This window comes from Sorangium sp. So ce834, assembly GCF_051521425.1.
Lineage (GTDB): Bacteria > Myxococcota_A > Polyangia > Polyangiales > Polyangiaceae > Sorangium > Sorangium cellulosum_D.
On sequence record NZ_CP150351.1, the window covers coordinates 11,072,842 to 11,096,057 of the forward strand.

A 23,216-nucleotide genomic window follows, 5' to 3' on the forward strand; every position below is an offset into this window, starting at 1 on the left:
AGCGCCCTCGGCTCAGGGCGCGACCTTGATGCCGAGCACGAGCACGCCGCCCTGGTGCTGCTGACCCGCCACGAAGAAATTCTCGCCCGCCTTTGCGTTCACCTCGAGCAGCGGCAGGAACGTGTTGCCGCCTGGCTTCTGGATGCTCGCGCTGACGACGAAGCGCTTCGGCTCGTCCTGCTTCTTCGCGGCCACCACGTCCTTCAGCGACACCATGAGGACGCTGCCGTTCGGCAGCTTCGTGGTGGTCGGCTTGCCCTTCTGCAGGCTGATCTTCAGCCGATCGAGGAGCTTGTAGCTGTTGTACGCCGAGAACGGCGGCTTCCCGAGCTCGGGCATCTTGCCGATCTTCGGATCGATGCCCGACCCGTCGTTCGTCGCGTGGAGGACCACGACCTCGGTCGTGATCGCGGCGTCGGACGGCGCCGCCGGGGCGGGGGTCGGCGCCTTGCCTTGCGCGACGGCGGGGGAAGGGCTCACGCCGAGCGCCAGGACCATGATCGCGGTGATCGCACTCGCAAGAAATCTCATCACTGTCCTCCCGGACCCTCATCGGAGAGCCAAACCACCGTGGTCGTCGGGCCTGAGGCCGCGGCCTCCCGCGGAACGTAGAAGATCGATCCCATGCGCGCCCCGAAGTCGACCGCGGCGATCTCGACGCCCGGCTCGATCTCGCCCTCGGCGGTGGGCGCGGCGACGGGCTCGTGCGTCGGTGCGGCGGGCGGCGGGGCGAGCTCCGCGGAGGGCGCCGTCGCGGTCAGCGCCGCGCTGGGCGCCTCCACGTCGGTCCGGCCCCAGACCATCATCGCGGCGGCCGCGGCCACGGCGAGCGCCGTCAGCGCGAAGATCCCGCGCGCGTTGTCGTTGGCCGGCGATCCCTGAAGCCGCGCCCGCGCGCGCGGCGGAGCGGCCGGCGGCGGCGCCGCGAGCGGCTGCACGACAGCGCCTCCGTTGGCCTTCGCGGCCGCCCCCTGCCCTTCGAGGATCTTCGCCATGACCCCGTCGGCGATGCCGTCGGCCGCGCTGGAGGCGAGCGCGCTGTCCCGAATCATGTCGGCTGCGGTGACGAGCCCTGCGACCTTCGCTCGGCAGCGCGGATCGTGGAGTACATACTCCTCCACCTGCCGGTGGCGCGCCTCATCGAGCTCACCGTCGACATAGAGCATCAGCTCCAGATCCGTCGGCGGGGCGCTCGCATCCCCGTGATTCGCCTTGCTGCTGTTGGCGGTGCTCACGCGATCTCCTCCGGGTCCTCTGCGGCTCCCTTGCCCTCTTCCTCCGCGTAGCAGTCAGCGAGGGCGCGCTGAAGCTTCTGACGGGCGTGGAACAGGCGGCTCATGATCGTCCCCTTCGAGACCCCCATCGCCTGCGCCATCTCCTCGTAGGACATGCCCTCGACCTCCCGCATCAGGATCACGCCTCGGTGGTAAGGCGGCAGCGCATCGAGCGCGGCCTGGATGCGCCCGGCGATCTCCCGGCGGCGGACGACGTTGAGGGGGTCCGCGCCGTCGATCCGGGCGACGAGCGGAAAGTCGGACTGCTCTTCAGCTGCCTGGTTTTCCTGGAGCTCGACGTCGCGGCGCCCCGGCTTGCGCATGAGGTCGATCGCCAGGTTGGTGACGATCCGGTAAAGCCAGGTAAAAAACGAGGAGCCGCCCTGAAAGGAGCCGAGCCCCTTGTAGACGCGGAGAAACGCGTCCTGCACGAGCTCGCGCGCGTCGTTCTCGTCGCGGACGAGCCCCATCGCGATCGCGAACGCCCGGCGCTGGTGCCGCTCCACGAGCGAGCGGAACGCCGCCTGGTCCCCCTTCTGCGCCCGCTCGATGAGCTCACGATCTTCCTCCGCTTCCCGCCGTCGCGCCTCGCGATTGGACGCACGGGCGGAAGCGCTATTCAGGCGCGCGTGGAGCTGCTGCGCTCCGCGGTGGTCGCCCCCTGCGGGCAGGACGTCGCCCTCGATGTCGCGCGGCGCGTCGCCGGGATGGCCGGGAGGAGCGACCGGCTCGAGCTCGTCCGGGGAGGAAGGTAGAGAGGCCACGGGATCAGCTTACCTGAGGGGGCTGGGGGACGAGGAACGTCGCGCGGCGGATGCCCCGGCCGGGCGCGCGGCGGCCGGCGGGCGTGCCGGGCACAAGGTCGGGGTCGCCCGGCTCACGGCTCATCGGTCTCCTCGTTGAGCTCGGGGAGCTCGCCAAGCGTGAGGCGCACATCGAAGACCCGCTCGAGCCGCGCGACGCGGAGCGTAACGACCTTGTTCACGCCGGCGATGCTGGCCATCCACCTGAGCTCGTTCGGGTCGGAAATCGGCTTTCCCTCGAAGCCGATGATCACGTCGTCCGGCGCGATGCCGGCCCGGTCCGCGGGCCCCCCAGCCACCACGGTCTTCACCCACGCCCCCTTCCGATCCGGCCGCTTGAGCCGCCCCGCCTCGATCGAGTTGAGGACATCGACGATCACCCCGACCTGGCTCCGGCGGATCTTCCCGTCGCGCAGCAGCATCGGCAGGAGCTGCCGCACCATGTTGATCGGGATCGCGAACCCGATGTTGTTCGCGTTGGCGCGCACGGCCGCGTTGATGCCGACCACCTCGCCCTTGAGGTTCAGGAGCGGGCCGCCGGAGTTGCCCGGGTTGATGCTCGCGTCCGTCTGGAGGAAGTTGAAATAGCCGCTCGGGTCGAGCCCCTTCACGTCGTCCCGGGTGCGGCCCTTGGCCGAGAGGATGCCCGCCGAGACCGTGTGGGAGAGGCCGAAAGGGTTGCCGATCGCGACCACCCAGTCGCCGACCTCGATGGTGTCCGAGTCGCCCAGCGGCAGCGACGGGAGCCCCTTCTCCTCGACCTTCAGCACGGCGACGTCCGTGTGCTTGTCGCGGCCGACGACGGTCGCCTTGATGTCGCGTCCGTCGACGAAGCTCACGAGGATGTCCGTCGCGCCCTCGATGACGTGGTTGTTCGTCAGCAGGAAGCCCTCGGGGTCGTAGACGAAGGCCGTCCCGAGCCCCTCGGCGACCGTGCGGCGGCGGCCGCCCGGGTGCTGCTGCCGCTCGACGCGGGCCTTGACCGTGGCGACGGCTGGGTCGGCCCTGCGCGCGAGCGGCGCGAAGGAGCCGGGCATGCCCTCGGAGCGGACGATCGGAGGAGGCGACGGCGTAGGAGGAGACGGGGGGAGGCTGACCACCGGCACGGCGCCCGGAGGGACGGCGGAGCTGCTCGCGCCGGAAGAGTGGCCGGGAGAGGCCTTGCTGCACGCGGCGACCAGCCAGGCGAGGAGGACCCACGAAAGAGCCCTGACGCCGGCGGTCACGAGCGTTTCGAGACCTCGAGGTAGCGCATCCGCAGATCGTAGAGCGCCTGCTCGAGCAGGCGTTCCTCGTCACCCGTGAGGTTCCCCTTGGTCTTCTCCTGGAGCAGGGAGAGCAGATCGATGTCCTGATGCGCGAGGACCAAGTTCTGCTCTTCCCTGCCGTCAGGGCTGGGCGCGTCGCCCAGGTGCACGTACGCGGAGCCGATGATCGACAGCACGAACGTCGAGAAGTCGAGCGTCGGCAGCTCCGGGGGGCCCCCGGCCGGAGGGAGATCCTCCTGTTCCTTCGCGTCGCTCACTCGGACCCTTCGTCGTCGAGCTCAGGCTCGACCCGCGGCGCGTGCGCTGCTCCGCCGAGCGCCGGCTGATCGACCGCGATCGTCTCGGCCTGCTCTTCCACGTCCGGCAAGCTCGCGAGGTGCGTCTCGATGGTCGCAGCGCTGAGCGTACCGCTCGCCAGGAGGCGCTCGCGCACCCGGCGGTCGAGCTGCAGCTCCGTCAGCTTGCCCTTCTCACCTACGGTCATGATGTGATCTCCTCGGACAACCCGCCCGTTCGCGGCGGGCTTAGGACGACTTCTTCGAGAGCGTCACGAGCACCTCTCCATGGCCGTGCTCGTGGTCATGGCCGTGCTCGTGGTCATGGCCGTGATCGTGGTCATGGTCGTGATCGTGGCCGCAGCACCCGCTCTCGGACTCCTCGATGCGCTCCTCCAGCTCGGCTTGAGCCTGCGCGATCTCCTCCTCGCTGGCGGCGCGCACATCGCTCACCTGGACCTGGAAGCGCACCTTCTGGCCTGCCAGCGGGTGGTTCGTGTCGACCCGGAAACCGTCGGGGAGGATGTCGACAACCCGGAGCGCGACCGGCTCTCCGTCCGGCCCCTGGGCGACGAACTCGTCGCCGACCTCGACCTCGCCCGCGTCGGGGAAATCGGCCTTGTCGACCTCGAAGACGCCGGAGTCCTCGCGCTCGCCGAACGCCTCTGCCGGCTCGACGGTGATCTCGCGCTGCTCGCCGGCGCGCAGGCCCTCCAGGGCGCGCTCCAGGCCAGGCACGATCTGGGCATAGCCGTGCACGTAGATGAGCGGCTCCGCGGTCGACGCCTGGTCCACCGCCTCACCGTTTTCGTTGAACAGGACGTAGGACAGCGTGACGACCGTGTCCGTTGCGATGGGCAGCGACTCCATAGGCGGCGGTTGGTCTGCCATGGCGCTTCCGCGGTTTCAAGCGAGCCGCGCCCGCGCAGCGGCATGCTATGAGGACGTCCGATGGCCGATTCCATGGCTCGGGCGACCGGTCGCGACCCTCTCGACGCGTCGGCCCCTGCGACGCAGGCCACCCCGGAAGCGGAGCGCGTCCGCCCCGAGGAGGCGCAGCCGGGCGGGACCCGACCGGCCTCGGCAGCGCCTCCCCCGCGCGGCGGCGCGTCGGCCCAGGGCCCACGCGCGGGTGGACCGCCTCCCGGCCGCGGGCGGGAGAGCCTGGAGCAGGAGCTCGCGCGGGTGGGGACGAGGCGCTGGCTCGGGCGGCTCGGCGTCTTGGCGATCGTCGCCGCGCTCGTCGCAGGGATCGTCGTGTGGAGGATCCGGACGAGCCCACCGCCGCCGCCCCGCTACGTCACGGGCGACATCACGACGGGCGACGTGATCGAGGTGGTGCAGTCGACGGGGCAGGTCAAACCGCTCACCGAGGTGCAGGTCGGCGCGCAGGTCTCGGGGCGAATCACCAAGGTTTACGTGGACTTCAACAGCATCGTGAAGGCCGGCGACGTGCTGGCCGAGATCGATCCGACGCTCTTCGGGGCGCAGATCGACTCCAACCAGGCGCAGCTCGAGGCGGCCAACGCGAGCGTCGTGCGCTCCGAGGCCTCGCTGGGGACCGCCAAGCAGCGGCTCGAACGCGCGAAGAAGATGGTCGCGGAGGGGGTGGGCTCACAGGCCGATCTCGACACGGCGCAGGGCGCCTACGACGTGGCGCTCGCCGACCTCGCGGCCGCGAAGGCGCAGGTGGCGCAGCTCAGGGCGGTGCTCCGCTCCTCCACGACGAACCTCCAGTACACGCGCATCTTTTCGCCCATCGACGGGGTCGTCATCAGCCGCGCGATCGATCCCGGGCAGACCGTGGCGGCGAGCTTCCAGGCGCCCACGCTCTTCGTGATCGCCCAGGATCTGCGCAAGATGCGCGTGCTCGCCGACATCGACGAGGCGGACGTGGGGCGGCTCCGCGAGGGCATCGAGGCGGACGTCAGCGTCGACGCCTTTCCGGGCGAGACGTTCCGGGGGACGGTGAGCCAGGTGCGTTACAGCCCGCTCAACCAGTCCGGCGTTGTGACGTACGCGGCGGTCGTCGAGGTCGACAACCCGGACGTCAAGCTGCGGCCGGGCATGACGGCCACGGTCAGCATCCGGTCCTCCGAGGCCAAGGGGGTGCGGCGGCTGCCGAACGCGGCGCTGCGGTTCAAGCCGGCCCCGGAGCGGGACAAGGACGGCAAGGAGATCAAGGCGCCGCCCCTCGAGCCGCTCCCGCCGAAGAAGGGCCGCGTCTACGTGCTGACCGACGCCACGCCGGGCGCGGAGAAGATCGAGCCGCGCGTCGTCGACGTCGGGATCACCGACGGCATCTTCACCGCGCTGCTCACCGATCTCGGGCCGGTCAAGCTCGTCATCGACGAGAACGACGGTCCATCCACGGGCGGCAGGGGGCGCGGCCCCCGGCTGTTCTGAGGCGCGATGCTGCCCCAGAGCCAGGCCGTCGCCGCGGTGCTCCGAGACGAGCCGCTCATCGAGCTCTCGAGCGTCGGCAAGGACTACACGACCGAGGCGGTCGTCGTGAGGGCGCTCCGCCACGTGGATCTGACCATCCAGCACGGCGACTTCGTCGCCATCGTCGGGCAGAGCGGCTCGGGCAAGAGCACCCTGATGAACATCATCGGGTGCCTCGATCGGCCGACCCGAGGCACGTACCGGCTGGACGGGCTCGACGTGACCCGGCGCAGCAACGACGCGCGCGCGATCGTGAGGAATCGCCTCATCGGGTTCGTCTTCCAGGGCTTCAACCTGCTGCCGCGCACCACGGCGCTCGAGAACGTGGAGCTGCCGCTCGTCTACCGGGGCGTCGGCGCGGCGGAGCGGCGCGGGCGCGCGCTCGAGGCGCTCAGCGCGGTGGGGCTGGCCGAGCGCCTGCACCACACCCCGAACCAGCTCTCGGGCGGCCAGCAGCAGCGCGTCGCCATCGCGCGAGCGCTCGTCACCTCCCCGCCGCTGCTCCTCGCCGACGAGCCCACGGGCAACCTCGACACCCGCACGAGCTACGAGGTGCTCGGGCTCCTGCAGCGGCTCAACCTGGAAGGGATCACCATCGTCCTCGTGACCCACGAGCCGGACATCGCCGCCTGCGCGAGCCGCGTGATCACGATGCGCGACGGCGAGGTCCGCAGCGATCTCAGGAACGAGCGCCCCGTCGACGCGGCGGTGGCCCTGGCCGCGCTGCCGCCCTCCGGGGCGGAGCTCGACGAGCAGGCGCCGTGAGGGGCTACCTTGCCGCCATCCGCATCGCCCTGCGCGCCATCGTCCGCTCGAAGCTCCGCGCCGCCCTCACGGTGCTCGGCATCCTGATCGGGGTCGCGGCCGTGGTGATCGTGGTGGCGCTCGGGACGGGCGTACGCAACCGCGTCCTGGGCGAGATCTCGGGCCTGGGCGCGAGCTCGATCTACATCTTCCCGCAGTCGACGCAGGCCTCCGGGCTGAAGCGCCGCGAGGTCGTGCGGATGTCGGAGGCCGACGGGCTCGCGATCCTGAAGGAGTCGACCAGCGTCACCGCGCTGAGCCCGTTCAGCTCCACGTCGACGCAGATCGTGGCCGGAGAGGCCAACGTCGCGACCCAGGTCATGGGCGTGACGCGGAGCTACCTCACGATCCTCTCCTACCGCGTCGCCAAGGGCGACGGCTGGACCGAGTCGGACGAGCAGCTCAAGACGAAGGTCTGCGTGATCGGCGAGACCGTCCGGGAGAACCTGTTCGGCTCCGGCGAGGCCGTGGGGCAGTACATCCGGATCGGCAAGCACCCGTTCCGGGTCATCGGGGTGCTCGAGAAGAAGGGGCAATCGCCGTTCGGCGAGGACCAGGACGACCGGCTGCTCATGCCGATCGGCAGCTTCCGGTCGCGCGTCGTGCCGAGCGCGCCGGGCAGGGTGCAGATGCTCGTCGCGGCCGCGACCAGCGAGCGGACCGTCGATCGCGCGGTCGAGCAGATCGACAGGATCCTCCGGCAGCGCCACGAGATCGACCCCGAGGGCGAGCCGGATTTCGTGATCCGCACGCAGGCGGAGTTCCGGGCGTCGCAGGAGCGGATCCTGGACACCCTGACGATGCTCCTGTCGTCGATCGCCGCGGTGTCGCTCCTCGTCGGCGGGATCGGCGTCATGAACATCATGCTGGTCAGCGTCACCGAGCGGACGCGCGAGATCGGCATCCGCATGGCGATCGGCGCCTCCGAGGGCGACATCCTGGTCCAGTTCCTGGTCGAGGCCATCACGCTGTCGCTCATCGGCGGCGTGATGGGGCTCGGCGCGGGGCTCGTCGTCATCCAGCTCTTCGCCGCGGCGCTCGGCTGGAGCATGACGTTGCCGGCCAGCGCGGTCGTCGTCGCGGTGGGGACGAGTGCGACGATCGGGGTCGTCTTCGGGTTCTTCCCGGCGCGCCGCGCCGCGCGCCAGGACCCGATCACCGCCCTGAGGCACGAATGAGGTCGACGCTCACCCGCGTCCTGTCGGCGATCGTGATCGCGCTGCGCGCCGTCCGCCGGAACAAGCTCCGCGCGGGGCTCACGATCCTGGGGATCACGATCGGCGTCGCGGCCGTGGTCACGGTCACCGCGCTGGCGAGCGGCGCGCGCGCCAACGTGAACGCGCAGATCTCGAACCTCGGCTCCAACTCGCTCATCGTCTTCGCGCGCTCCGCGCGCGCCTCGGGCGTCCGCAGCACCACGGGCGCCCGGCTCTCGGAGCTCGACAGCCAGGCGCTCGTGCGCGAGTCGACGAGCATCCGGATCGCGGCGCCGTTCCTCAGGTCGAGCGCCCAGGTCATCTACGAGGGCCAGAACTCGAGCCCGACGCTCGTCGGCACCCGCCTCAACTACTTCGAGATCCGGAGCTGGAAGGTGGCGCGGGGAGAGCCGTGGAGCCCCGCCTCGGAGAACCTCTCCGAGAAGGTCGTCGTCATCGGCGCCCAGACCGCGCGCGACCTGTTCGGGTCGCTCGATCCGATCGGCCGGATGGTGCGGATCGGCCGACAGACCTACCGCGTGCTCGGGGTCCTGGAGGAGAAGGGGGCGTCGCCCTTCGGGCAGAGCCAGGACGACATCGTGCTGATGCCCATCACCACGATGCGATCGCACGTCGTCGCCACGCGGCCCGGGGAAGTGCACGCGATCCTCCTGAGCTCGACGTCCGCGGAGACGTCCGAGCGCGCCAAGCAGCAGGCCGAGGCGATCCTCCGCCAGCGGCACCGCATCGACGAGGGCGAGGAGGACGACTTCGCCGTCCGGAGCCAGGCGGAGTTCCAGGCCATGCAGGACGCGATCTTCGCGGCGCTCTCGGCGCTGCTCGTCAGCATCGCGGCGGTGTCGCTCGTCGTCGGCGGCATCGGCGTCATGAACATCATGCTGGTGTCGGTCACCGAGCGCACCCGCGAGATCGGCATCCGGATGGCCATCGGCGCCCGGGAGATCGACATCCTGCTTCAGTTCCTGCTCGAGGCGCTCGTGCTCGCCACGCTGGGCGGCATCGTCGGCAGCGCGCTCGGGTACGGCGTCATCCTCGGGTTCTCGACCGCCCTCGGCTGGCCGATGAGGCTCGAGCCGACGGCGCTCGGCGTCGCGCTCGGGGTCAGCACGGCGATCGGGATCGTCTTTGGGTTCTTCCCGGCACGACGGGCCGCGCGCATGGATCCCGTGAACGCGCTCGGGCGCGAGTAGCGCGAACCCCTGCGGACCGCCTCGGCGGCCGGAGGGAGGCGGGGGCGCGGCCGCGAAGGCGGCGCGCGCCTCCCGGGATCAGCTCTTCTTCATGAGGTCGGCGAAGGTGCCGAACTTGGCCTCGCGCGCGACGCCCGCGCGGTACTGCTGGTACGCCTGCTTCTCGGCGTCTTCCTTGAGGGCGCGGATCGACAGCTTGGCCTCTCCCCGGCGCGGATCCACCTCGATGACCTTCGCGTCGAACTGGGTCCCGATGGGGAACTCCTTGCGCAGGTCGGTGCCGCGCTGCGTGCCGGTGTGGCCGGCCGGGATGAAGCCGCGGGCCGCTCGCCCCGTCGTGCCGAGCACCCGGACGACGAGCCCCCCTTCGGTCACCTGCGTGACGGCCACCTTCACCGCCCTGCCCTGCTGCACGCGCTGTCGCGGCTCGCTCTCCTCGCCCTCGGGCGGGGCGGGGTGGAGCCCGATCCGCCGGCCCGCCGGGTCGCAGCTCGCGACGACCACGTCGACCTCGTCGTCGACCTTCACCACCTCGCTCGGGTGCTGGATCGGCTTCATCGAGAGGTCGGCCGTGTGGATGAGCCCATCGATGCCGGGCTCGAGCTCGACGAACGCACCGAACGGCTGCAGGCGGGCGATCTTGCCCTTGTGGCGCGAGCCCACCGCGTACTTGTCCTTCACCGCGTCCCAAGGATCGACCGTGGCGGCCTTGCGGCTCAGCCAGAGCTTGCCCTTGTCGTCGACGCGCAGGACCTTCACGTCGATCTCCGCGCCCGGCTTGAACAGGTCGGCCAGCTTGGCGCCACGGTCGTGGCTCGCCTCGCTCATGTGGACCAGCCCCTCGACGCCGCCGGCGTCGGGGAGCGCGACGAACACGCCCCACGCGACGACCTTGCGCACCACGCCCTTGTGCAGCGAGCCGGGCTCGATCGACGTGAGCGCCTCGGTGCGCGCCTTCCGGGTCTCCTCCTCGAGCATCTTGCGGCGGGACACGACGATGTCGCGCCCCTTCTTCGCGAACTGCGTCACGATGAAATCGAGCCGCTGCCCCACGAGGTAGTTGAGGTCGGCGCCGTGGCGCAGATCGACGTGCGACGCCGGCGCGAAGGCGCGGAGGCCGCCGAGGTCGACCTCGAGCCCGCCCTTCACCGCCCCGGTCACGAACCCTTCGATCGGCTCGCCGCTCTGGAGCGCGGCCTCGGCGCGCGCACGCGCCTGATCGAGCTGCACCGGCGCCCTCGACAGGAGGAGCATGCCCCCGCGCACGCCGGTGCTCGCCACCGTCGCGATGAACTGATCGCCCTCGACGGGCGGCTCTTCATCGAGGATCTCGCGGCGGTCGAAGAGCCCCGTGGCCTTCCCGGCGATGTCGATCCAGATGGCGTGGTCAGTGATCTTGCTGACCTTGCCGAACACCTCTTCGCCGATGCTGAAGGCCGGGCGCTCGCGCGGCGGCGGCGCTCCCTGCCCCTTGCGTCGCTTGCGCTTCTCGCCTCCGGGCTGGGGCTGTCCCCCCGCCTCGTCGGCCGCCTGCTCCTCCTCGCCTTCCTCGTCGCCAGCATCGGGCGCCTCGGCGTCGCTGGCCTCGGCCGCGGCGTCGGCCGCCTCGGCGCCCGGCTGACCGGCCTCCTCCGCGCCCTTGCGGCGGCGGCGACGGCGGCGCTTCTTTCCAGCGCCCCCTTCCGCCTCTGCGGCCGCGCCCGCTTCTCCCGCCGGCGCGGGCCTCGCGCCTTGCGCGGGCTTCCCGCCTTGGGCTGGCTTCGCGCCCTGCGCGGGCTTCCCGCCCGCCGGAGCGCCCCGCCTGCCCTGGCCCTGGGGGGCCCCCGGCTTGCGGTTGCCGATGTCATCCCGCGGCAGGCCGGGGACGCGGTTGCCGATGTCGTCGCCGGGCTGCTCTTCCCAGTCGTCGTCGTCGGCAGCGCTCACCGGGGCGGCGGGTGCCGCTGCGGCCGGTTCTGCCTCGGGCTGGGTCGAGCTCGCCTGCGGCGGGGTTTCTCCGCCGGACGCGCCGCTCGCCTCGTGCGGGGCGGTGGACCCCGCTTCATGAGCCTGGGCTGCTTGCTCGGACGCCGCGTTCGACGCCTCGAGCGCGCCGCCCTGGTCGGCCGGAGCTGCCGGCGCGTCCGCCGGCGTGGTGGTATTTTCGTGGGTATTCATCCGCGCCTCGCGCGACAACGCATGCCGATGGGGGCGAAACGTGCTCGCGTTCTCTCCAGCGGCCCCCTCGGTTCAATTGGGGGGAAGGGGCCGGAACCATAACGTACCCGGGACGTTTACGCGAGAGCCTACCGCATGATGGGCAGGTGCTTGTTCGTCCCCCCGCTCCGGTCGATGCGCAGGCCGCCCCCGCTCGCGAGGTTGTGGGCGCTGATCTGGCCTGCCAGCCGCTCCGCCACATCCAGGAACGCGCGCGCGATCGGGCTGGCCGGGGCAGCCTGAACGACCGGCGTGCCGGCGTCGCCCCACTCCCGGATGGCGGGGTCCATCGGGATCTGGCCGAGCAGCGGCGCCTCGGCGAACTCGGCGATCTTCTGCCCGCCGCCGGCCCCGAAGAGCTCGTGCCGCTTGCTGCACCCGTCGCACACGAAGTAGCTCTCGTTCTCGACCACGCCGAGCAGGGCGATCCCGACCTTCTGGGCCATGGAGACCGATTTGTACACATCCTGGAGGGCCACCTCCTGCGGCGTCGTCACGACGATCGCGCCCGTGGTCCTCATTTTCTGGGAGATCGTCAGCGCGATGTCACCGGTCCCGGGCGGCAGATCCAGCACCAGGTAGTCGAGCTCACCCCACTCCACATCGCGCATGAACTGGAGCAGCGCGTTCTGGAGCATCGGGCCGCGCCAGACGACGGCTGACCTCGGATCCTCCAGCAGGAAGCCGATCGACATGAGCTTCACGCCGAAGCGCTCGAGCGGCAGGAATTTCTGGCCGTCGGCGGAGGTCGGGCGGCCCATCACCCCGAGCATGGTCGGGACGCTCGGCCCGTACATGTCCGCGTCGAGCAGGCCGACCTTGGCCCCCTCGCGGCTCAGCGCCAGCGTCAGGTTGGCGGCGACCGTGCTCTTGCCGACGCCGCCCTTGCCGCTCATCACGAGGACGATGTTGCGCACGCCCGGCGACGGGTCGTCCGGGAGGATGGTGCGCTTCGGGACGGCGACGTCCCACGCGATCCGGACGTCCTTCGCGCCGGCGCCCTTCAGCGCCGCCTCGATGTCCGCGGCGAGCCGCTGCTTGAAGTAGCTGGTCAGCTCGACGGTGAGCGAGACGGCCTCGCCCTCGATCGAGAGCTCCCGGACGCGCCCGAGGTCTGTGAGCGGGCGCTGGAGATCCGGCGCGATGACCTTTGCCAGCGCGGCGAGCGCGGCATCCTTCGTGATGGGCATGGGGCGAAGGAGTTAGGACCGCTCCGGATTCCCGTCAACCGGCGAGCGCGCCACGCTCGCGGCCGCTCGATTTCGCCTCGCCTTCGCCTCGCCTTCGCCTCGCCGCGGGCGGCGCACCGGCCACCCCGCGTCCGGCCGGCCCCGTCACCAGCAGGACGTGACCACGGACTGCGGGTCGCTCGGGTCGAGCTGGCGCGACGGCAGGTAGCACCGCGAGTCCACGCACTCCCTGCTCGCGTTCGTTTCGACGCACACGCACGCGCCGGGGAGCCCGCTGGGCGACTTCGGGCAGACCTCGTCCGCGTTCTCCTGGGTGCACCGGATGGGGAGCGCCGCGTCGAGGCAAACGCGCTGGCCGCGCAGCGTGGTGGCGCACTCCATCGTGGAGTCCGCGTCGCCGCAGTCGGTGTCGTTGCGGCACGGATGGCAGAAGCCGCCGGGATCGCCGACGCAGCGGTCGAACCGCGGCTTGCACACGTCGCCGTCGCACCTGTAGTCGAGGTCGCAGTCGGAGTCCTCGCTGCACGACCTGGCGCACCGGCTCTCGCCGCCGATCGTGACGCAGCGCTGCCCCAGGACGAGCGAGCAGTCGAGATCGGAGCTGCACGGCGCGCACTGCGTGCGCTTGACGCAGGTCTTGCGCAGCAGGCAGAGCGAGCCCTCCTCATAGGTGTTGCCTTCGCCGAACGTGGAGGGGTCGATGCACTCCTCGTCGGTCTCGCCGCAGAAGCTGCTATTCCCCTTGTCGGTGCCGCAGATCGCGTGAGCGTCGCGGGTCACGGCGCACTCGAAGCCGCCGGGGCAGTCGGCGTCGCTCTCGCAATGCGGCTGCGTGCAGTACGCCTCGGCGTCGCCCTCTCCCTTGCCGAGGCACTCCAGGCCGAGCGGGGTGCACTGGTCGGGAGCGCAGGTCGGGATGAAACAGTAGCTACCGTCGCCGCACTTGCCGGCGGTGCAGGCGGGGTTGTCGCCGCACGCCACGGCGTCGCGCTGGCACTCGCCGGGATTACCGTTGCACTGCATCGGGTTGCACGGCGTGTCGTCGGGGCAGCGCCCGAAGTGCCCGCATTCGAAACCGAACGGACACGGTGCCCCAAAACCCACCATTTTCCCGTTCGGCCTACAAACGGAAATCTTGGCTTCTGTGTCGTCTTCCACGGCGGGCACACAGTCCTGGAGACCCGGGGTGCACTCGAGGTGGCTGCCGCACTCGAGCACGCAGCGGTTTCCGACGCAGGTGTTGCCCGCCAGGCAGAGCTCCGGCCTGCACTTGCCCTCACAGACGCCGTTGACGACGACGCCTCCGAAGCATTCGTCCCGCGGCGCGTCCGACGACGAGCAGGCGCCGATCGCGAGGGCCGCCCCGCTCGCCAGGAAGCCCAGCGTCAGGAAGGCGTGGATACGACGGAGACGGGGCCGACGGGCGCTGTGAGAGGCGACAACCTGCTGCATAGGACCTCAGCGCGGGAAACACCCGCGGATCGGGGCAGGCACGGCGGGCCTGGCCGGAGATTGCGGAAACGAGCCCCCGAGCGAAGCGGCGGCGACAAGGTTGCCCTTGACGCCCCCCGTGCCGCCCAGAAGAATGAGCACTCCTACACCATACTTCAGGCGGTGGCATCATGCGAATGGACGCAGTTCTCGTTTGGATGGGCCTTGGCGTCGTCGCAGCCCTGGGGCTCGTCGGCTGCGGGGGAGAAGAGGATCCCATCCCGGCTCCTCCTTTTCCCGAAGGGACGGGTCAGCCTGCGGCCAACGCTGCTCAATATCCGGCTGGGCCGTATGGGATCAGCCCCGGCCGGGTGATCGCGAATTATCAGTTCGTCGGGTACGCCAACGCCGCCGAACACAAAGACACGATGCAGCCCATTCAGCTCGCCGACTTCTACAACCCGACCGGGGAGGATGTCTTTCCCGAGGGCTCGCCCTACGGCGCCGGCGAGCCGAAGCCGAAGGTGCTGCTGATCGACGTCTCGTCCGTGTGGTGCGGCCCCTGCAAGATCGAGGCGGAGTCCGTCCTGCCCAGGCTTTACGAGAAGTATCAACCGCTCGGCGGCGAGTTCCTGGTCCAGCTCGCCGACGGGAGGAACCCGGGTGAGCCCGCGGTGCCGCGCGACCTGTACCGCTGGACGACCACGTACGACGTGCAGTACCCGTCGGCGATCGACCCTTCGTACAAGCTCGGCGCGCTCTTCCAGGCCGATGCGTTCCCGGCGAACATGCTGGTCAGGACGAAGGACATGACCATCATCGAGGTCGTCTCCGGCGTGCCCGCGGAGGACAGCAGTTTCTGGCGGAAGTTCGAGAAGATCATGAACGGCGAGCTCTGAACGAACCGCCGCGCGGGCGCGCCGCCGAGCCACCGTTCGGCGCGCCCGCGGGAGAACCTGTCAGGGCGCCTCTCGCGGCGTCCGCAACGTTGAGACCTCAAGCCGGTCGGCCGCTCAGGCCGGCCCTCCGCGACGGAAGCCCTCGATGAACCGAATTACCCGCTGCGCGCTCTCGCTGGCGTTCACTGTCCTCGGCCTCGCGACCACTTCGTGCGGCGCCGCCTCTGGCGGCCCGGCGGCGAGCCCTGCGCCGGACTTCTCGCTCCCCGCCCTGGACGGCAAGACCGTCAGGCTCTCGGACTACGCCGGCAAGAGCGTCGTATTGATCGACTTCTGGTCGACCACCTGCGATCCGTGCTTGGCGGAGATGCCCCACATCGTCGAGCTCTACAAGAAGCACAAGGACAAGGGGTTCGTCGTGCTCGCCGTATCCCTCGATGGACCGGAGTCCCGCGCGCAGGTGAGCAGCACGGCGCACGACAGAGAGATGATTTTCCCCGTGCTCCTCGACGAGGAGACGACCGTGGCCGCCAAGTACAACCCGAAGCGCGAGCTCCCGTTCTCCGTGCTCATCGGCCGAGACGGCTCGATTCTTCACAAGCGCGGCGGGTACCAGCCCGGCGACGAGGCGCTGCTCGCCGAGCACGTCGAGAAGGCGCTCGGCCAGCCGTAGGCGCGGAGGGCTCGCGCCCGGCGCCGCGCTGGGCTCCACGGGCGGTAGGTCCGTGGTAGGAAACCGAGGTGCGTTCCCTGCTCCACGCCGCCGTCGCCGGTCTGCCCGCAGCGTCCCTCCTCCTCGCCGCCGGCTCCGCGGCGGCGGTCGATTTCCAGGACGTCGGCGGCCAGCCGATGGCCGTCGACGTCGTGAACACCGCGGCCGCGGTGTACCACTTCGACAACCGAAACGACGATCCTCGCTACGCGTCGCGCTACCTCGACGACCACTACGGCGAGATCCTCGACCGGCTGGACGCGCAGATCAGCTGGTGGCGTCTTCAGCTCGGCGCCCGGATCGACGCCGCCTTCTATGTCGGCACGCCGTCGGCGACCAGCTTCGACCTGCAGCAGAAGATCCTGCACGATGAGGTCTTGTTCGAGCTCAACGACGCCAGGCGGGAGCTCCACTCGCGGTACCGGAACACGGTCTATCCGGCGAAGCTCTGGGTGACCTACACGCAGCCAGGCATCGAGGCGACGGCGGGTGATTTCTACGCCCAGCTCGGGCGCGGCCTGGTCTTCAGCGTGCGCAAGATGGACGAGCTGGCCATCGACACGACGGTCCGAGGCGGCAGGCTCGCGCTCGAGCACGATTTCACGCTGCTCCGGCTCAAGGCCACGGCCTTCGCCGGGCAGCTGAACCCGCTGCGCATCGACAGCGCGAGCGGCAGGCGGCTGCACGGTTCCGGGTCACCGCTCTTCTTCGGGTTCCCCGACGCGGACAGCGCGGGCGACCTGATCACGCACGAGTCGACCGTGGACCCGCAAGGGAATCCGCGCCCGGTCAGGAACGTCGCGGAGGCGCAGCCGAGCTACGTCGAGGACACCGTGCTCGGCGGAAGCCTGGAGGCGGCCGTGAAGGGCGTGCACCTCGCCGCGAACGGAGCGCTCCTCCGCGGCGAACTAGGCACGTTCAGCGGCTCGATCGGCGTCCCCTCCATCGCGGAGCACGGGGACGTGTACGTCGAGGTGGCCGGCCAGCCGGGCCGAACGGAAGAGGGCCAGCGCGTCCGGCCAGGCTACGCGATCTACGCGGCGGCGAACGCCCGCAGCGGGCCGGTCGCCGTGTCGCTCGAGGGGAAGCACTATCGCCGCTTCGCGTCGCTCTTGGCCAACATCGATGTCGACCCGCTGAACCCCGGCTTCAGCGCGCCCGAGTACAAGGGCCTCGCGTACAACCAACCTCCCACGGCGGAGCCCGTCTACGTCGAGCCGATCGGCTCGCCGAACGTCTGCGTGACGGGCGGGCGCGGGCGGGTCGACTACCGCTTCGATCGGAGCCTGGCCGTGTACGCCTGGGTCGGTCGTTACGTGAGCTTCACGGAGAAGGCGAGCGAGGGCTGCATCGAGGACGACGCGAACCGCACCGACACGTGGGACGTCGCGGCGGGCACCGAGCTCCACTTCGACCGCAGCCGCTCGCACGTGCGCGCGTGGGCCGGTGCTCGACACTCCGACGAGGCCGAGCCGGAACGCACCTTCTACAGCGAGGGCTACGTCCGCTACGACATCGTGAAGCACCTCGCCGGCGCGTTCTCTGTCCAGGTGCAGGGCAACAGCCGCCGCCGCTACAGGCCAGAGAATTTCGAGTCGTCCTGGGTCGAAGGGGACAACTACCTCGCGCTCCAGTGGTCGCCCCACCTGGCAGCAATTTTCGGCTACGAGTACACGTCTCAACCTGGTTGCGCGCCCGGCAAGGACGGCGAGCTCTGCCACTTCTTCAGCGGGGGGCTGCAATGGAAATCCGGCTCGAGGAGGACGGCGCTCGATCAGATCGTCGACACGGCGCAGCTCTTCGTCGGCCAGCGGCGCGGGGGACTGCGCTGCGTCTCCGGCGTGTGCCGGACCTTCCCGCCGTTCGAGGGCGCGCGGCTCGAGCTCGTCTCGAGGTTCTGAGCGGACGAGCGCGCCGCGCGCGGCCACCGGCGGCGGTCAGGACGCGCTGAGGATCGCGCAGGCCACCGCGCTCCTGACCCGGGGATCGGCGTCGGCGACCAGCGGGGCAGCGCGCGGGATCTCGCCGAGATCGACCAGGCCGACGCCGGCCGCCTCGCGGACCGGGATCTCCCGGGACTGGAGATCGCGCTCCAGGAGCGGCACGACGGACCTGACGCCCGCGCGGGCGAGGACGCCCCGCGCGAGCACCGCGCGGGTCGACGTGCCCGTGGCGAGCTTCGTCAGCCACGCGCTCGCGGCGGCGCGCTCGCGCGCGGCGATGAGGAGCGGCGGGGCAGCGACATGGCGGGCATGGACGGCGAAGGCGACGGCGTCATCCGGATCCTCCCGCGCCTCGAGGAGCGCGGATCGCACCGTGGGATCCTCGAGCGGCGCGGAGAGGATGGCGTAGACGCGGTCCCTCGTCTGGCTGGTGCGGATCGCGCTGACAAGGACGGCGACGGCTTCCCCGGCGCCGTCGCCGCCGGCGCGCACCAGCCCGCGCGCGGCGGCGATCGCGGGCGCGCCGCGCTGGGTGGAGATCGCCCAGAGGAGCTGCGCGCGCCCGCCGGCGTCGATCGCGCGCGGCGCGGCCCACGCCTCGGCGATCGCTTCACGCCCGGGTTCATCCGAGAGGGTCCAGAGATCGCGCAACGCCAGCACGACCTCTCGACCGCCGAGCGCGCCGGCGGCGCGGATCGCGAGCGTCCGCGCGAGCGGGTACGGGTCGAGGCGCGCCGCTTCGAGCAGCGCGCCTCGGTCGCTCGGGTCCGCCGCCGCGATCGCGGCGCGGAGCGCCGAGACGCGCACGTCCTGATCTCCGTCGAGCATCCGCGCGCGCCGCGCCGCGCCGTCCTCGGCTGCGACGAGGGCCCGCGCCTCCAGCGCGCGGAGCGCCGCGTTCTTGTCAGGGGACCTCCCCGCCCCCGCGTCGTTTGCGTACAGCTTCGCGCGCTCTGGCTCGGTGAGCCCTGCCTCGAGGAGGATCATCGCTGCGGCTGTCGCGACCGCGTCCGAGCCCGCGGCGCGCTCGGCGAGCGCGTCCTCCAGCGGACGCGCGCAGGTCCGGAGCTCGCGCAGGAGATCGACCCCGGACGGCGGCGTCGCGCGCGCGATCTCCCCCTCCGCGACCGCTCGGGCGATCGCGCGCGCGTCGTCGCTGTCGAGCGCACCGCGGCGCAGCTCGTCGTGGAGCGCGCGGCGCAGCTCGTCGAACCTGCCCGCCTCGGCCGCGCGCATCGAGGCCGAGCTCGCGCAGCCGACGACCGCGGCGAGCGACAGGAGGCCGGCGAGGATCGACCCGGGGAGCGCGCGGTGCATGAGGCGACTCTTACCGCGCCGAAGTTCGCGCTCGAAGCCCCTTCGGCTCGACCACCTGGGGAATCCGTTCTATACGGCGCACACGCCCCGGCACCATGCGTATCGACGTCATCGTCAACACCACAGCGCGCCGGTACCGGGCGAAGCCTTCGCTCATCGACCGCATGTCGGCCGCCTGCGCTGGCGCTGCGGAGCTCCATCCGACCTCGAACGTCGCGGAGCTCGCGGAGGTCTGCGACCGGATCGCGCGGCGTGGCACGGATCTGGTCGCGCTCTCCGGCGGAGACGGCAGCTTCATGGCGGGCGTCACGGCGCTCGCCCGCGCCTTCGGCGAGCGCTCCTTGCCGCCCCTCGTCCTGCTGCCCGGCGGGACCGTGGCGACCGTCGCGCGCAACTGGGGCATGACGGGCGATCCGGCCGTGCTCCTCGAGCGGATCATCCACGAAGCTCGCAGCCTTCGCGGTGGCGCCACCCTCCCTGGGATTGTCCGTCGGCCCACCTTGCGCGCGCGAGCGACGGCGCGCGGCGGTGGCGTCGAGGAGCGCATCGGCTTCATCTTCGGCACCGGGCTCGTGGCCAGCTTCTTCGATGTCTACTACGAGCGCGGAGGAGACGGATACGGCGCCGCCGCGCGCATCGTGTCGCGGGTCTTCATCGAGTCGTTCTACGGCGGCTCTTACGCGCGGCGCGTGCTCGAACCGCTGCCCTGCACGATCGAGGTGGAGGGGCGGCGGCTCGCCCCGCGCGCCTGGTCGCTCGTCTGCTCGTCCGTGGTGCGCGATCTCGGCATCCACATGCGGGTCACCTACCGGGCCGGTGAGGATCTCGAGCGCCCGCACCTCGTCGCCAGCGCGCTTCCCCCCCGGGAGCTGGGCCCGCGCGCCCCGCTCGTCCTCGCGGGGCGGCGGATCGGCGGTCGGGATCACTTCGACGATCTCGTCCGCGATTTCACGGTCCGGTTCGACGCTGTGCCCGGCGCGCCAGCCCCCGGCGACGGCCCCTATATCCTCGACGGAGATCCCCTCCGGGCGAGCGAGATCCGGATCTCCGCCGGTCCGGCCATCGACGTCCTGACCCTGCATCCCTGAGCCCGCGCGCTCGCCGGCGATGTGCGCTCGATCCACCGGGTGCCGGGCGGAGCGTTGCGTGACGGAATCATGACCGGCGTCGTGAACCCCAGTGACGGGCGTGCTCGATGCTCCATGCACCTTGGAAACCATCACGCAAGCCCCTGCATCGAGCCCCACACGAGTCGTCGTACCGAAGCCTGGCCCGGGCTTAGGTCAGGTCTTCAACGTGCTGGGGATCGTCGCGATCCACGTGGGCACCGTGGTCGCCATCGTCCGAGGCGCCACGTGGAAGCTCGCGGCGCTCGCTGCGGCGACGTACTTCGTCCGGATGTTCGCGATCACGGCGGTCTACCACCGGTACTTCTCGCACCGGAGCTACAGGACGAGCCGTGGCCTCCAGTTCCTCCTCGCGCTGCTCGGGACCACGGCGACGCAGAAGGGCCCGCTGTGGTGGGGGGGCACGCACCGCGTCCATCACAAGTACTCGGACACGGAGCGCGACGTTCACAGCCCGCTCCGTCGGGGGTTCTGGTACGCGCACATCGGCTGGTGGCTCGGCCGCGAGCACGAGGAGCTGGACCTGAAGCGGATCCCTGACTTCGCGGGCTTCCCTGAGCTCCGCTGGCTGGATCGCTACCACGTGGTCGGGCCGCTCGGCATGATCGCGCTGCTCTTCGCGCTGGGCGGTTACGATGCTTTCCTGTGGGGCTACGTCGTGTCGACGTGCGCCCTCATGCACGGCACGTTCACGATCAACTCGCTCGCGCACGTGTTCGGCTCGCGGCGCTACGCGACGACCGACACGAGCCGCAACAACTTCTGGCTCGCGCTGATCACGCTCGGCGAGGGCTGGCACAACAACCACCACCACTACATGAGCAGCGCGAACCAGGGCTTCTTCTGGTGGGAGATCGACGTCAGCTTCTACATCCTGCGCGGGATGGAGAAGCTCGGCCTGATCTGGGACCTCAGGACGGCGCCGGCGCACGTGCTGCAGCGGAACCTGATCAAGGAGGTCGGCGAGCGCTCGCCGCTCCTCGCCCCTCAGGCCGCGCCGGTCGAGCCGCTCGACGCCCCGCCGCTGGGCCGGCCGAGCCTCGGCGACGTCTGACCGCCCACACCGCTCGGCATCGAACCTCTCCCGGTCGGAGGCTCTTGGTCAGCCTTCGCCGGGAGCGCTCGCGACAGCCCGCTCGATCACCAGCGCCATCCCCGCGCATCTGCGGAGATGCGGCGACCGGAGATCCGCCGCGGATCTCCGGCGTGGGACGCTGACTAATTCACCGACGAGGCAGCTTGCTGGCTGTGAGCGGTGGCGGAATCACCGGGCTTCGGCTTCTCGGCCTTGCTGCGCTCGCGCTGGCGCTCCAGACCGGCGCGGACGAACCGAGCGAAGAGCGGGTGCGCGCTGTGGGGGCGGCTCTTGAACTCGGGGTGGAACTGACAGCCCACGAAGTACGGGTGTTCGCGCAGCTCGATCATTTCGACGAGCCGCTGATCGGGCGACGTTCCGGAGAGCACGAGCCCCTTCTGTACCATCGCCTCGCGGTACTTGTTGGCCACCTCGTACCGGTGGCGGTGCCGCTCGCTGATGCTCGTCTGCCCGTACGCCTCCGCGGCGACCGAGCCCTTGTCCAGCACGCACGGGTACGCGCCGAGGCGCATCGTCCCGCCCTTCTCGACGACCCCCTTCTGGTCGGGCATCAGATCGATCACCGGGTAGGGAGCGTTCCGATCGAACTCCACGGAGTTCGCTCCCGCCATGCCGCAGACGTGCCGCGCGAACTCGACGACCGCGAGCTGCATGCCGAGACAGATCCCGAAGAACGGGATCTTCTCCTCGCGCGCGTACCGGATGGCCTCGATCTTCCCCTCGGTCCCACGATCCCCGAAGCCGCCGGGCACGAGGATCGCGTCGAGGTTCGACAGCAGCTCGGGCGCGCCGCGCGCCTCGATCTGCTCGGAGTCGATGTACTCGAGCTCGACCCGCACGTCGTTGTGGAGCCCGCCGTGGACGAGCGCCTCGTGGAGCGACTTGTAGGAGTCGCGCAGGTGCACGTACTTGCCGACGACGCCGATCTTCACGATGCCGCGAGACGGCTTCTTGAACCGCTCGACGATGCGTTGCCAGGACGACAGGTCTGGCTGCCTCGCCCAGATGTTGAGCAGCTCCGTGATCTTCTCGTCGATCCCCTCGGCGTGGAGGACCAGCGGGAGCTCGTAGATGCAGTCGACGTCGACGGCCGCGATCACGCAATCGACGGCGACGTTCGAGAAGAGGGAGATCTTCTCCTTCATGCTGCGCGGGAGCGGCCGATCGCAGCGGCAGAGCAGGATGTCCGGCTGGATGCCGATCTCGCGCATCTCCTTGACCGAGTGCTGGGTGGGCTTCGTCTTCAGCTCGCCCGCCGTCGCGATGAACGGCACGAGCGTGACGTGCACCGAGATGGCGTTCTGCGCGCCCGACTCCACCTTGAGCTGGCGGATCGCCTCGATGAACGGGAGCGACTCGATGTCGCCCACGGTTCCGCCGACCTCCACGATCGCCACGTCGGCCCCATCCGCCGCGGAGCGGATGCGGAGCTTGATCTCGTCCGTGACGTGCGGGATCACCTGCACCGTCGCCCCGAGATACTCGCCGCGGCGCTCTTTCGAGATGACCGCCTCGTAGACGCGGCCCGTGGTGAAGTTGTTCTGCCTCGTCATCCGGGCGAGCGTGAAGCGCTCGTAGTGCCCCAGATCCAGGTCGGTCTCGGCGCCGTCGTCCGTGACGAAGACCTCGCCGTGCTGGTAGGGCGACATCGTGCCGGGATCGACATTGATGTACGGGTCCAGCTTGAGGTGGGTGACCTTCAACCCACGGGACTCCATCAGCGCCCCGATCGAGGCCGCGGCCAGTCCCTTGCCGATCGACGATACGACTCCGCCTGTGACGAAGACGAATTTGGTCCGCTTGCTCATGACCATCGCTCCGCTGCGCCGTGTGCGCGCCTGTAACCAGTTCCTCGGCGGCGCTCAAAGGTGAGCGCCGCGAGGTTCGGCTGTCCACGGCAAATACCTTGCCCGGCTTACAAGCCGCACGGCCCCGTCAACAGGACCGAAGCCGGAGGAATCCCCGCGAAGGGGGAGCCCGCGCCGGCAACAGAACCTGACCTGCCGTGCGAGCCCGTCTGCAACCGGAT

21 protein-coding genes are annotated in these 23,216 nt (G+C 70.6%); 9 read left to right on the plus strand and 12 right to left on the minus strand.

The window, feature by feature from the left end; translation table 11 throughout:
• Positions 1-12 precede the first annotated feature (12 nt).
• The 7 genes from WMF20_RS40660 to WMF20_RS40690 all read right to left on the minus strand — a co-directional run bounded on the left by WMF20_RS40660 (position 13) and on the right by WMF20_RS40690 (position 4,511).
• Complete coding sequence (locus tag WMF20_RS40660; protein ID WP_237244559.1) at positions 13-531, minus strand: hypothetical protein; 519 nt, start codon at positions 529-531, stop codon at positions 13-15.
• A complete protein-coding gene (locus WMF20_RS40665) occupies positions 531-1,235 on the minus strand; it encodes an anti-sigma factor family protein (protein ID WP_437607095.1) in 705 nt (234 codons plus the stop codon). The genes WMF20_RS40660 and WMF20_RS40665 overlap by 1 nt, the downstream gene beginning before the upstream one ends.
• On the minus strand, positions 1,232-2,038 hold the full coding sequence (locus tag WMF20_RS40670) for a sigma-70 family RNA polymerase sigma factor (protein ID WP_437607096.1): 807 nt from the start codon (positions 2,036-2,038) through the stop codon (positions 1,232-1,234). Before WMF20_RS40670 ends, WMF20_RS40665 begins: the two co-directional genes overlap by 4 nt.
• Before the next feature lie 113 nt (positions 2,039-2,151).
• Positions 2,152-3,114: a trypsin-like peptidase domain-containing protein gene (locus tag WMF20_RS40675; protein ID WP_129581902.1), complete on the minus strand. Its 963-nt coding sequence runs from the start codon at positions 3,112-3,114 to the stop codon at positions 2,152-2,154.
• Between the two features lie 185 nt (positions 3,115-3,299).
• Positions 3,300-3,602, minus strand: a complete 303-nt coding sequence (locus WMF20_RS40680) for a DUF1844 domain-containing protein (protein ID WP_061628276.1) — start codon at positions 3,600-3,602, stop codon at positions 3,300-3,302.
• Complete coding sequence (locus WMF20_RS40685) at positions 3,599-3,829, minus strand: hypothetical protein (protein ID WP_129579310.1); 231 nt, start codon at positions 3,827-3,829, stop codon at positions 3,599-3,601. The genes WMF20_RS40680 and WMF20_RS40685 overlap by 4 nt, the downstream gene beginning before the upstream one ends.
• Before the next feature lie 40 nt (positions 3,830-3,869).
• Positions 3,870-4,511 carry an FKBP-type peptidyl-prolyl cis-trans isomerase gene (locus WMF20_RS40690; RefSeq protein WP_437607097.1) on the minus strand — a complete coding sequence of 214 codons (642 nt, stop codon included), beginning with the start codon at positions 4,509-4,511 and terminating at the stop codon, positions 3,870-3,872.
• Positions 4,512-4,571: 60 nt separating this feature from the next.
• Here WMF20_RS40690 and WMF20_RS40695 point away from each other — a divergent pair, with 60 nt between their 5' ends.
• Genes WMF20_RS40695 through WMF20_RS40710 form a run of 4 tightly spaced genes read left to right on the plus strand, consistent with a single transcriptional unit; the run spans position 4,572 to position 9,276 of the window.
• Positions 4,572-6,026 carry an efflux RND transporter periplasmic adaptor subunit gene (locus tag WMF20_RS40695; protein WP_437607098.1) on the plus strand — a complete coding sequence of 485 codons (1,455 nt, stop codon included), beginning with the start codon at positions 4,572-4,574 and terminating at the stop codon, positions 6,024-6,026.
• A gap of 6 nt (positions 6,027-6,032) precedes the next feature.
• On the plus strand, positions 6,033-6,830 hold the full coding sequence (locus WMF20_RS40700; protein ID WP_061628280.1) for an ABC transporter ATP-binding protein: 798 nt from the start codon (positions 6,033-6,035) through the stop codon (positions 6,828-6,830).
• Positions 6,827-8,047: an ABC transporter permease gene (locus tag WMF20_RS40705; RefSeq protein ID WP_437607099.1), complete on the plus strand. Its 1,221-nt coding sequence runs from the start codon at positions 6,827-6,829 to the stop codon at positions 8,045-8,047. The genes WMF20_RS40700 and WMF20_RS40705 overlap by 4 nt, the downstream gene beginning before the upstream one ends.
• On the plus strand, positions 8,044-9,276 hold the full coding sequence (locus WMF20_RS40710; RefSeq protein WP_437607100.1) for an ABC transporter permease: 1,233 nt from the start codon (positions 8,044-8,046) through the stop codon (positions 9,274-9,276). The genes WMF20_RS40705 and WMF20_RS40710 overlap by 4 nt, the downstream gene beginning before the upstream one ends.
• A 78-nt stretch (positions 9,277-9,354) precedes the next feature.
• Here the strand turns inward: WMF20_RS40710 and WMF20_RS40715 are convergent, their stop codons facing one another.
• From WMF20_RS40715 to WMF20_RS40725, 3 genes are all read right to left on the minus strand, one after another.
• Positions 9,355-11,433 carry a S1 RNA-binding domain-containing protein gene (locus WMF20_RS40715; protein WP_437607101.1) on the minus strand — a complete coding sequence of 693 codons (2,079 nt, stop codon included), beginning with the start codon at positions 11,431-11,433 and terminating at the stop codon, positions 9,355-9,357.
• A 128-nt stretch (positions 11,434-11,561) separates the two neighbouring features.
• Positions 11,562-12,662, minus strand: a complete 1,101-nt coding sequence (locus tag WMF20_RS40720; protein ID WP_129579314.1) for an Mrp/NBP35 family ATP-binding protein — start codon at positions 12,660-12,662, stop codon at positions 11,562-11,564.
• Positions 12,663-12,806: 144 nt separating this feature from the next.
• Positions 12,807-14,114, minus strand: a complete 1,308-nt coding sequence (locus WMF20_RS40725; protein WP_437607102.1) for a hypothetical protein — start codon at positions 14,112-14,114, stop codon at positions 12,807-12,809.
• Positions 14,115-14,464: 350 nt separating this feature from the next.
• On the opposite strand from WMF20_RS40725, the gene WMF20_RS40730 reads away from it, so the two are divergent.
• The 3 genes from WMF20_RS40730 (at position 14,465) to WMF20_RS40740 (ending at position 17,605) form a co-directional block, all read left to right on the plus strand.
• Positions 14,465-14,992: a TlpA family protein disulfide reductase gene (locus WMF20_RS40730; RefSeq protein WP_129579315.1), complete on the plus strand. Its 528-nt coding sequence runs from the start codon at positions 14,465-14,467 to the stop codon at positions 14,990-14,992.
• 145 nt (positions 14,993-15,137) lie between these two features.
• Positions 15,138-15,665: a peroxiredoxin family protein gene (locus WMF20_RS40735; RefSeq protein ID WP_020740296.1), complete on the plus strand. Its 528-nt coding sequence runs from the start codon at positions 15,138-15,140 to the stop codon at positions 15,663-15,665.
• A gap of 68 nt (positions 15,666-15,733) precedes the next feature.
• Positions 15,734-17,605: a hypothetical protein gene (locus WMF20_RS40740; RefSeq protein ID WP_437607103.1), complete on the plus strand. Its 1,872-nt coding sequence runs from the start codon at positions 15,734-15,736 to the stop codon at positions 17,603-17,605.
• A 36-nt stretch (positions 17,606-17,641) separates the two neighbouring features.
• Here WMF20_RS40740 and WMF20_RS40745 read toward each other — a convergent pair whose 3' ends face one another.
• On the minus strand, positions 17,642-18,964 hold the full coding sequence (locus WMF20_RS40745; RefSeq protein ID WP_437607104.1) for a hypothetical protein: 1,323 nt from the start codon (positions 18,962-18,964) through the stop codon (positions 17,642-17,644).
• 95 nt (positions 18,965-19,059) lie between these two features.
• Here WMF20_RS40745 and WMF20_RS40750 point away from each other — a divergent pair, with 95 nt between their 5' ends.
• Complete coding sequence (locus WMF20_RS40750) at positions 19,060-20,052, plus strand: diacylglycerol/lipid kinase family protein (protein WP_437607105.1); 993 nt, start codon at positions 19,060-19,062, stop codon at positions 20,050-20,052.
• A 208-nt stretch (positions 20,053-20,260) separates the two neighbouring features.
• A complete protein-coding gene (locus tag WMF20_RS40755; RefSeq protein WP_129579319.1) occupies positions 20,261-21,145 on the plus strand; it encodes an acyl-CoA desaturase in 885 nt (294 codons plus the stop codon).
• Between the two features lie 164 nt (positions 21,146-21,309).
• On the opposite strand, the gene WMF20_RS40760 is transcribed toward WMF20_RS40755, so the two are convergent.
• A complete protein-coding gene (locus WMF20_RS40760) occupies positions 21,310-22,995 on the minus strand; it encodes a CTP synthase (RefSeq protein ID WP_437607106.1) in 1,686 nt (561 codons plus the stop codon).
• Between the last annotated feature and the right edge of the window lie 221 nt (positions 22,996-23,216).

Coding starts and splice junctions, on each gene's coding strand:
- WMF20_RS40715 (WP_437607101.1), bottom strand. CDS start 11,433: ATGAATACCCACGAAAATACCACCACGCCGGCGGACGCGCCGGCAGCT.
- WMF20_RS40750 (WP_437607105.1), top strand. CDS start 19,060: ATGCGTATCGACGTCATCGTCAACACCACAGCGCGCCGGTACCGGGCG.
- WMF20_RS40720 (WP_129579314.1), bottom strand. CDS start 12,662: ATGCCCATCACGAAGGATGCCGCGCTCGCCGCGCTGGCAAAGGTCATC.
- WMF20_RS40695 (WP_437607098.1), top strand. CDS start 4,572: ATGGCCGATTCCATGGCTCGGGCGACCGGTCGCGACCCTCTCGACGCG.
- WMF20_RS40675 (WP_129581902.1), bottom strand. CDS start 3,114: ATGCCCGGCTCCTTCGCGCCGCTCGCGCGCAGGGCCGACCCAGCCGTC.
- WMF20_RS40710 (WP_437607100.1), top strand. CDS start 8,044: ATGAGGTCGACGCTCACCCGCGTCCTGTCGGCGATCGTGATCGCGCTG.
- WMF20_RS40745 (WP_437607104.1), bottom strand. CDS start 18,964: ATGCACCGCGCGCTCCCCGGGTCGATCCTCGCCGGCCTCCTGTCGCTC.
- WMF20_RS40725 (WP_437607102.1), bottom strand. CDS start 14,114: ATGCAGCAGGTTGTCGCCTCTCACAGCGCCCGTCGGCCCCGTCTCCGT.
- WMF20_RS40690 (WP_437607097.1), bottom strand. CDS start 4,511: ATGGCAGACCAACCGCCGCCTATGGAGTCGCTGCCCATCGCAACGGAC.
- WMF20_RS40760 (WP_437607106.1), bottom strand. CDS start 22,995: ATGAGCAAGCGGACCAAATTCGTCTTCGTCACAGGCGGAGTCGTATCG.
- WMF20_RS40735 (WP_020740296.1), top strand. CDS start 15,138: ATGAACCGAATTACCCGCTGCGCGCTCTCGCTGGCGTTCACTGTCCTC.
- WMF20_RS40700 (WP_061628280.1), top strand. CDS start 6,033: ATGCTGCCCCAGAGCCAGGCCGTCGCCGCGGTGCTCCGAGACGAGCCG.
- WMF20_RS40685 (WP_129579310.1), bottom strand. CDS start 3,829: ATGACCGTAGGTGAGAAGGGCAAGCTGACGGAGCTGCAGCTCGACCGC.
- WMF20_RS40660 (WP_237244559.1), bottom strand. CDS start 531: ATGAGATTTCTTGCGAGTGCGATCACCGCGATCATGGTCCTGGCGCTC.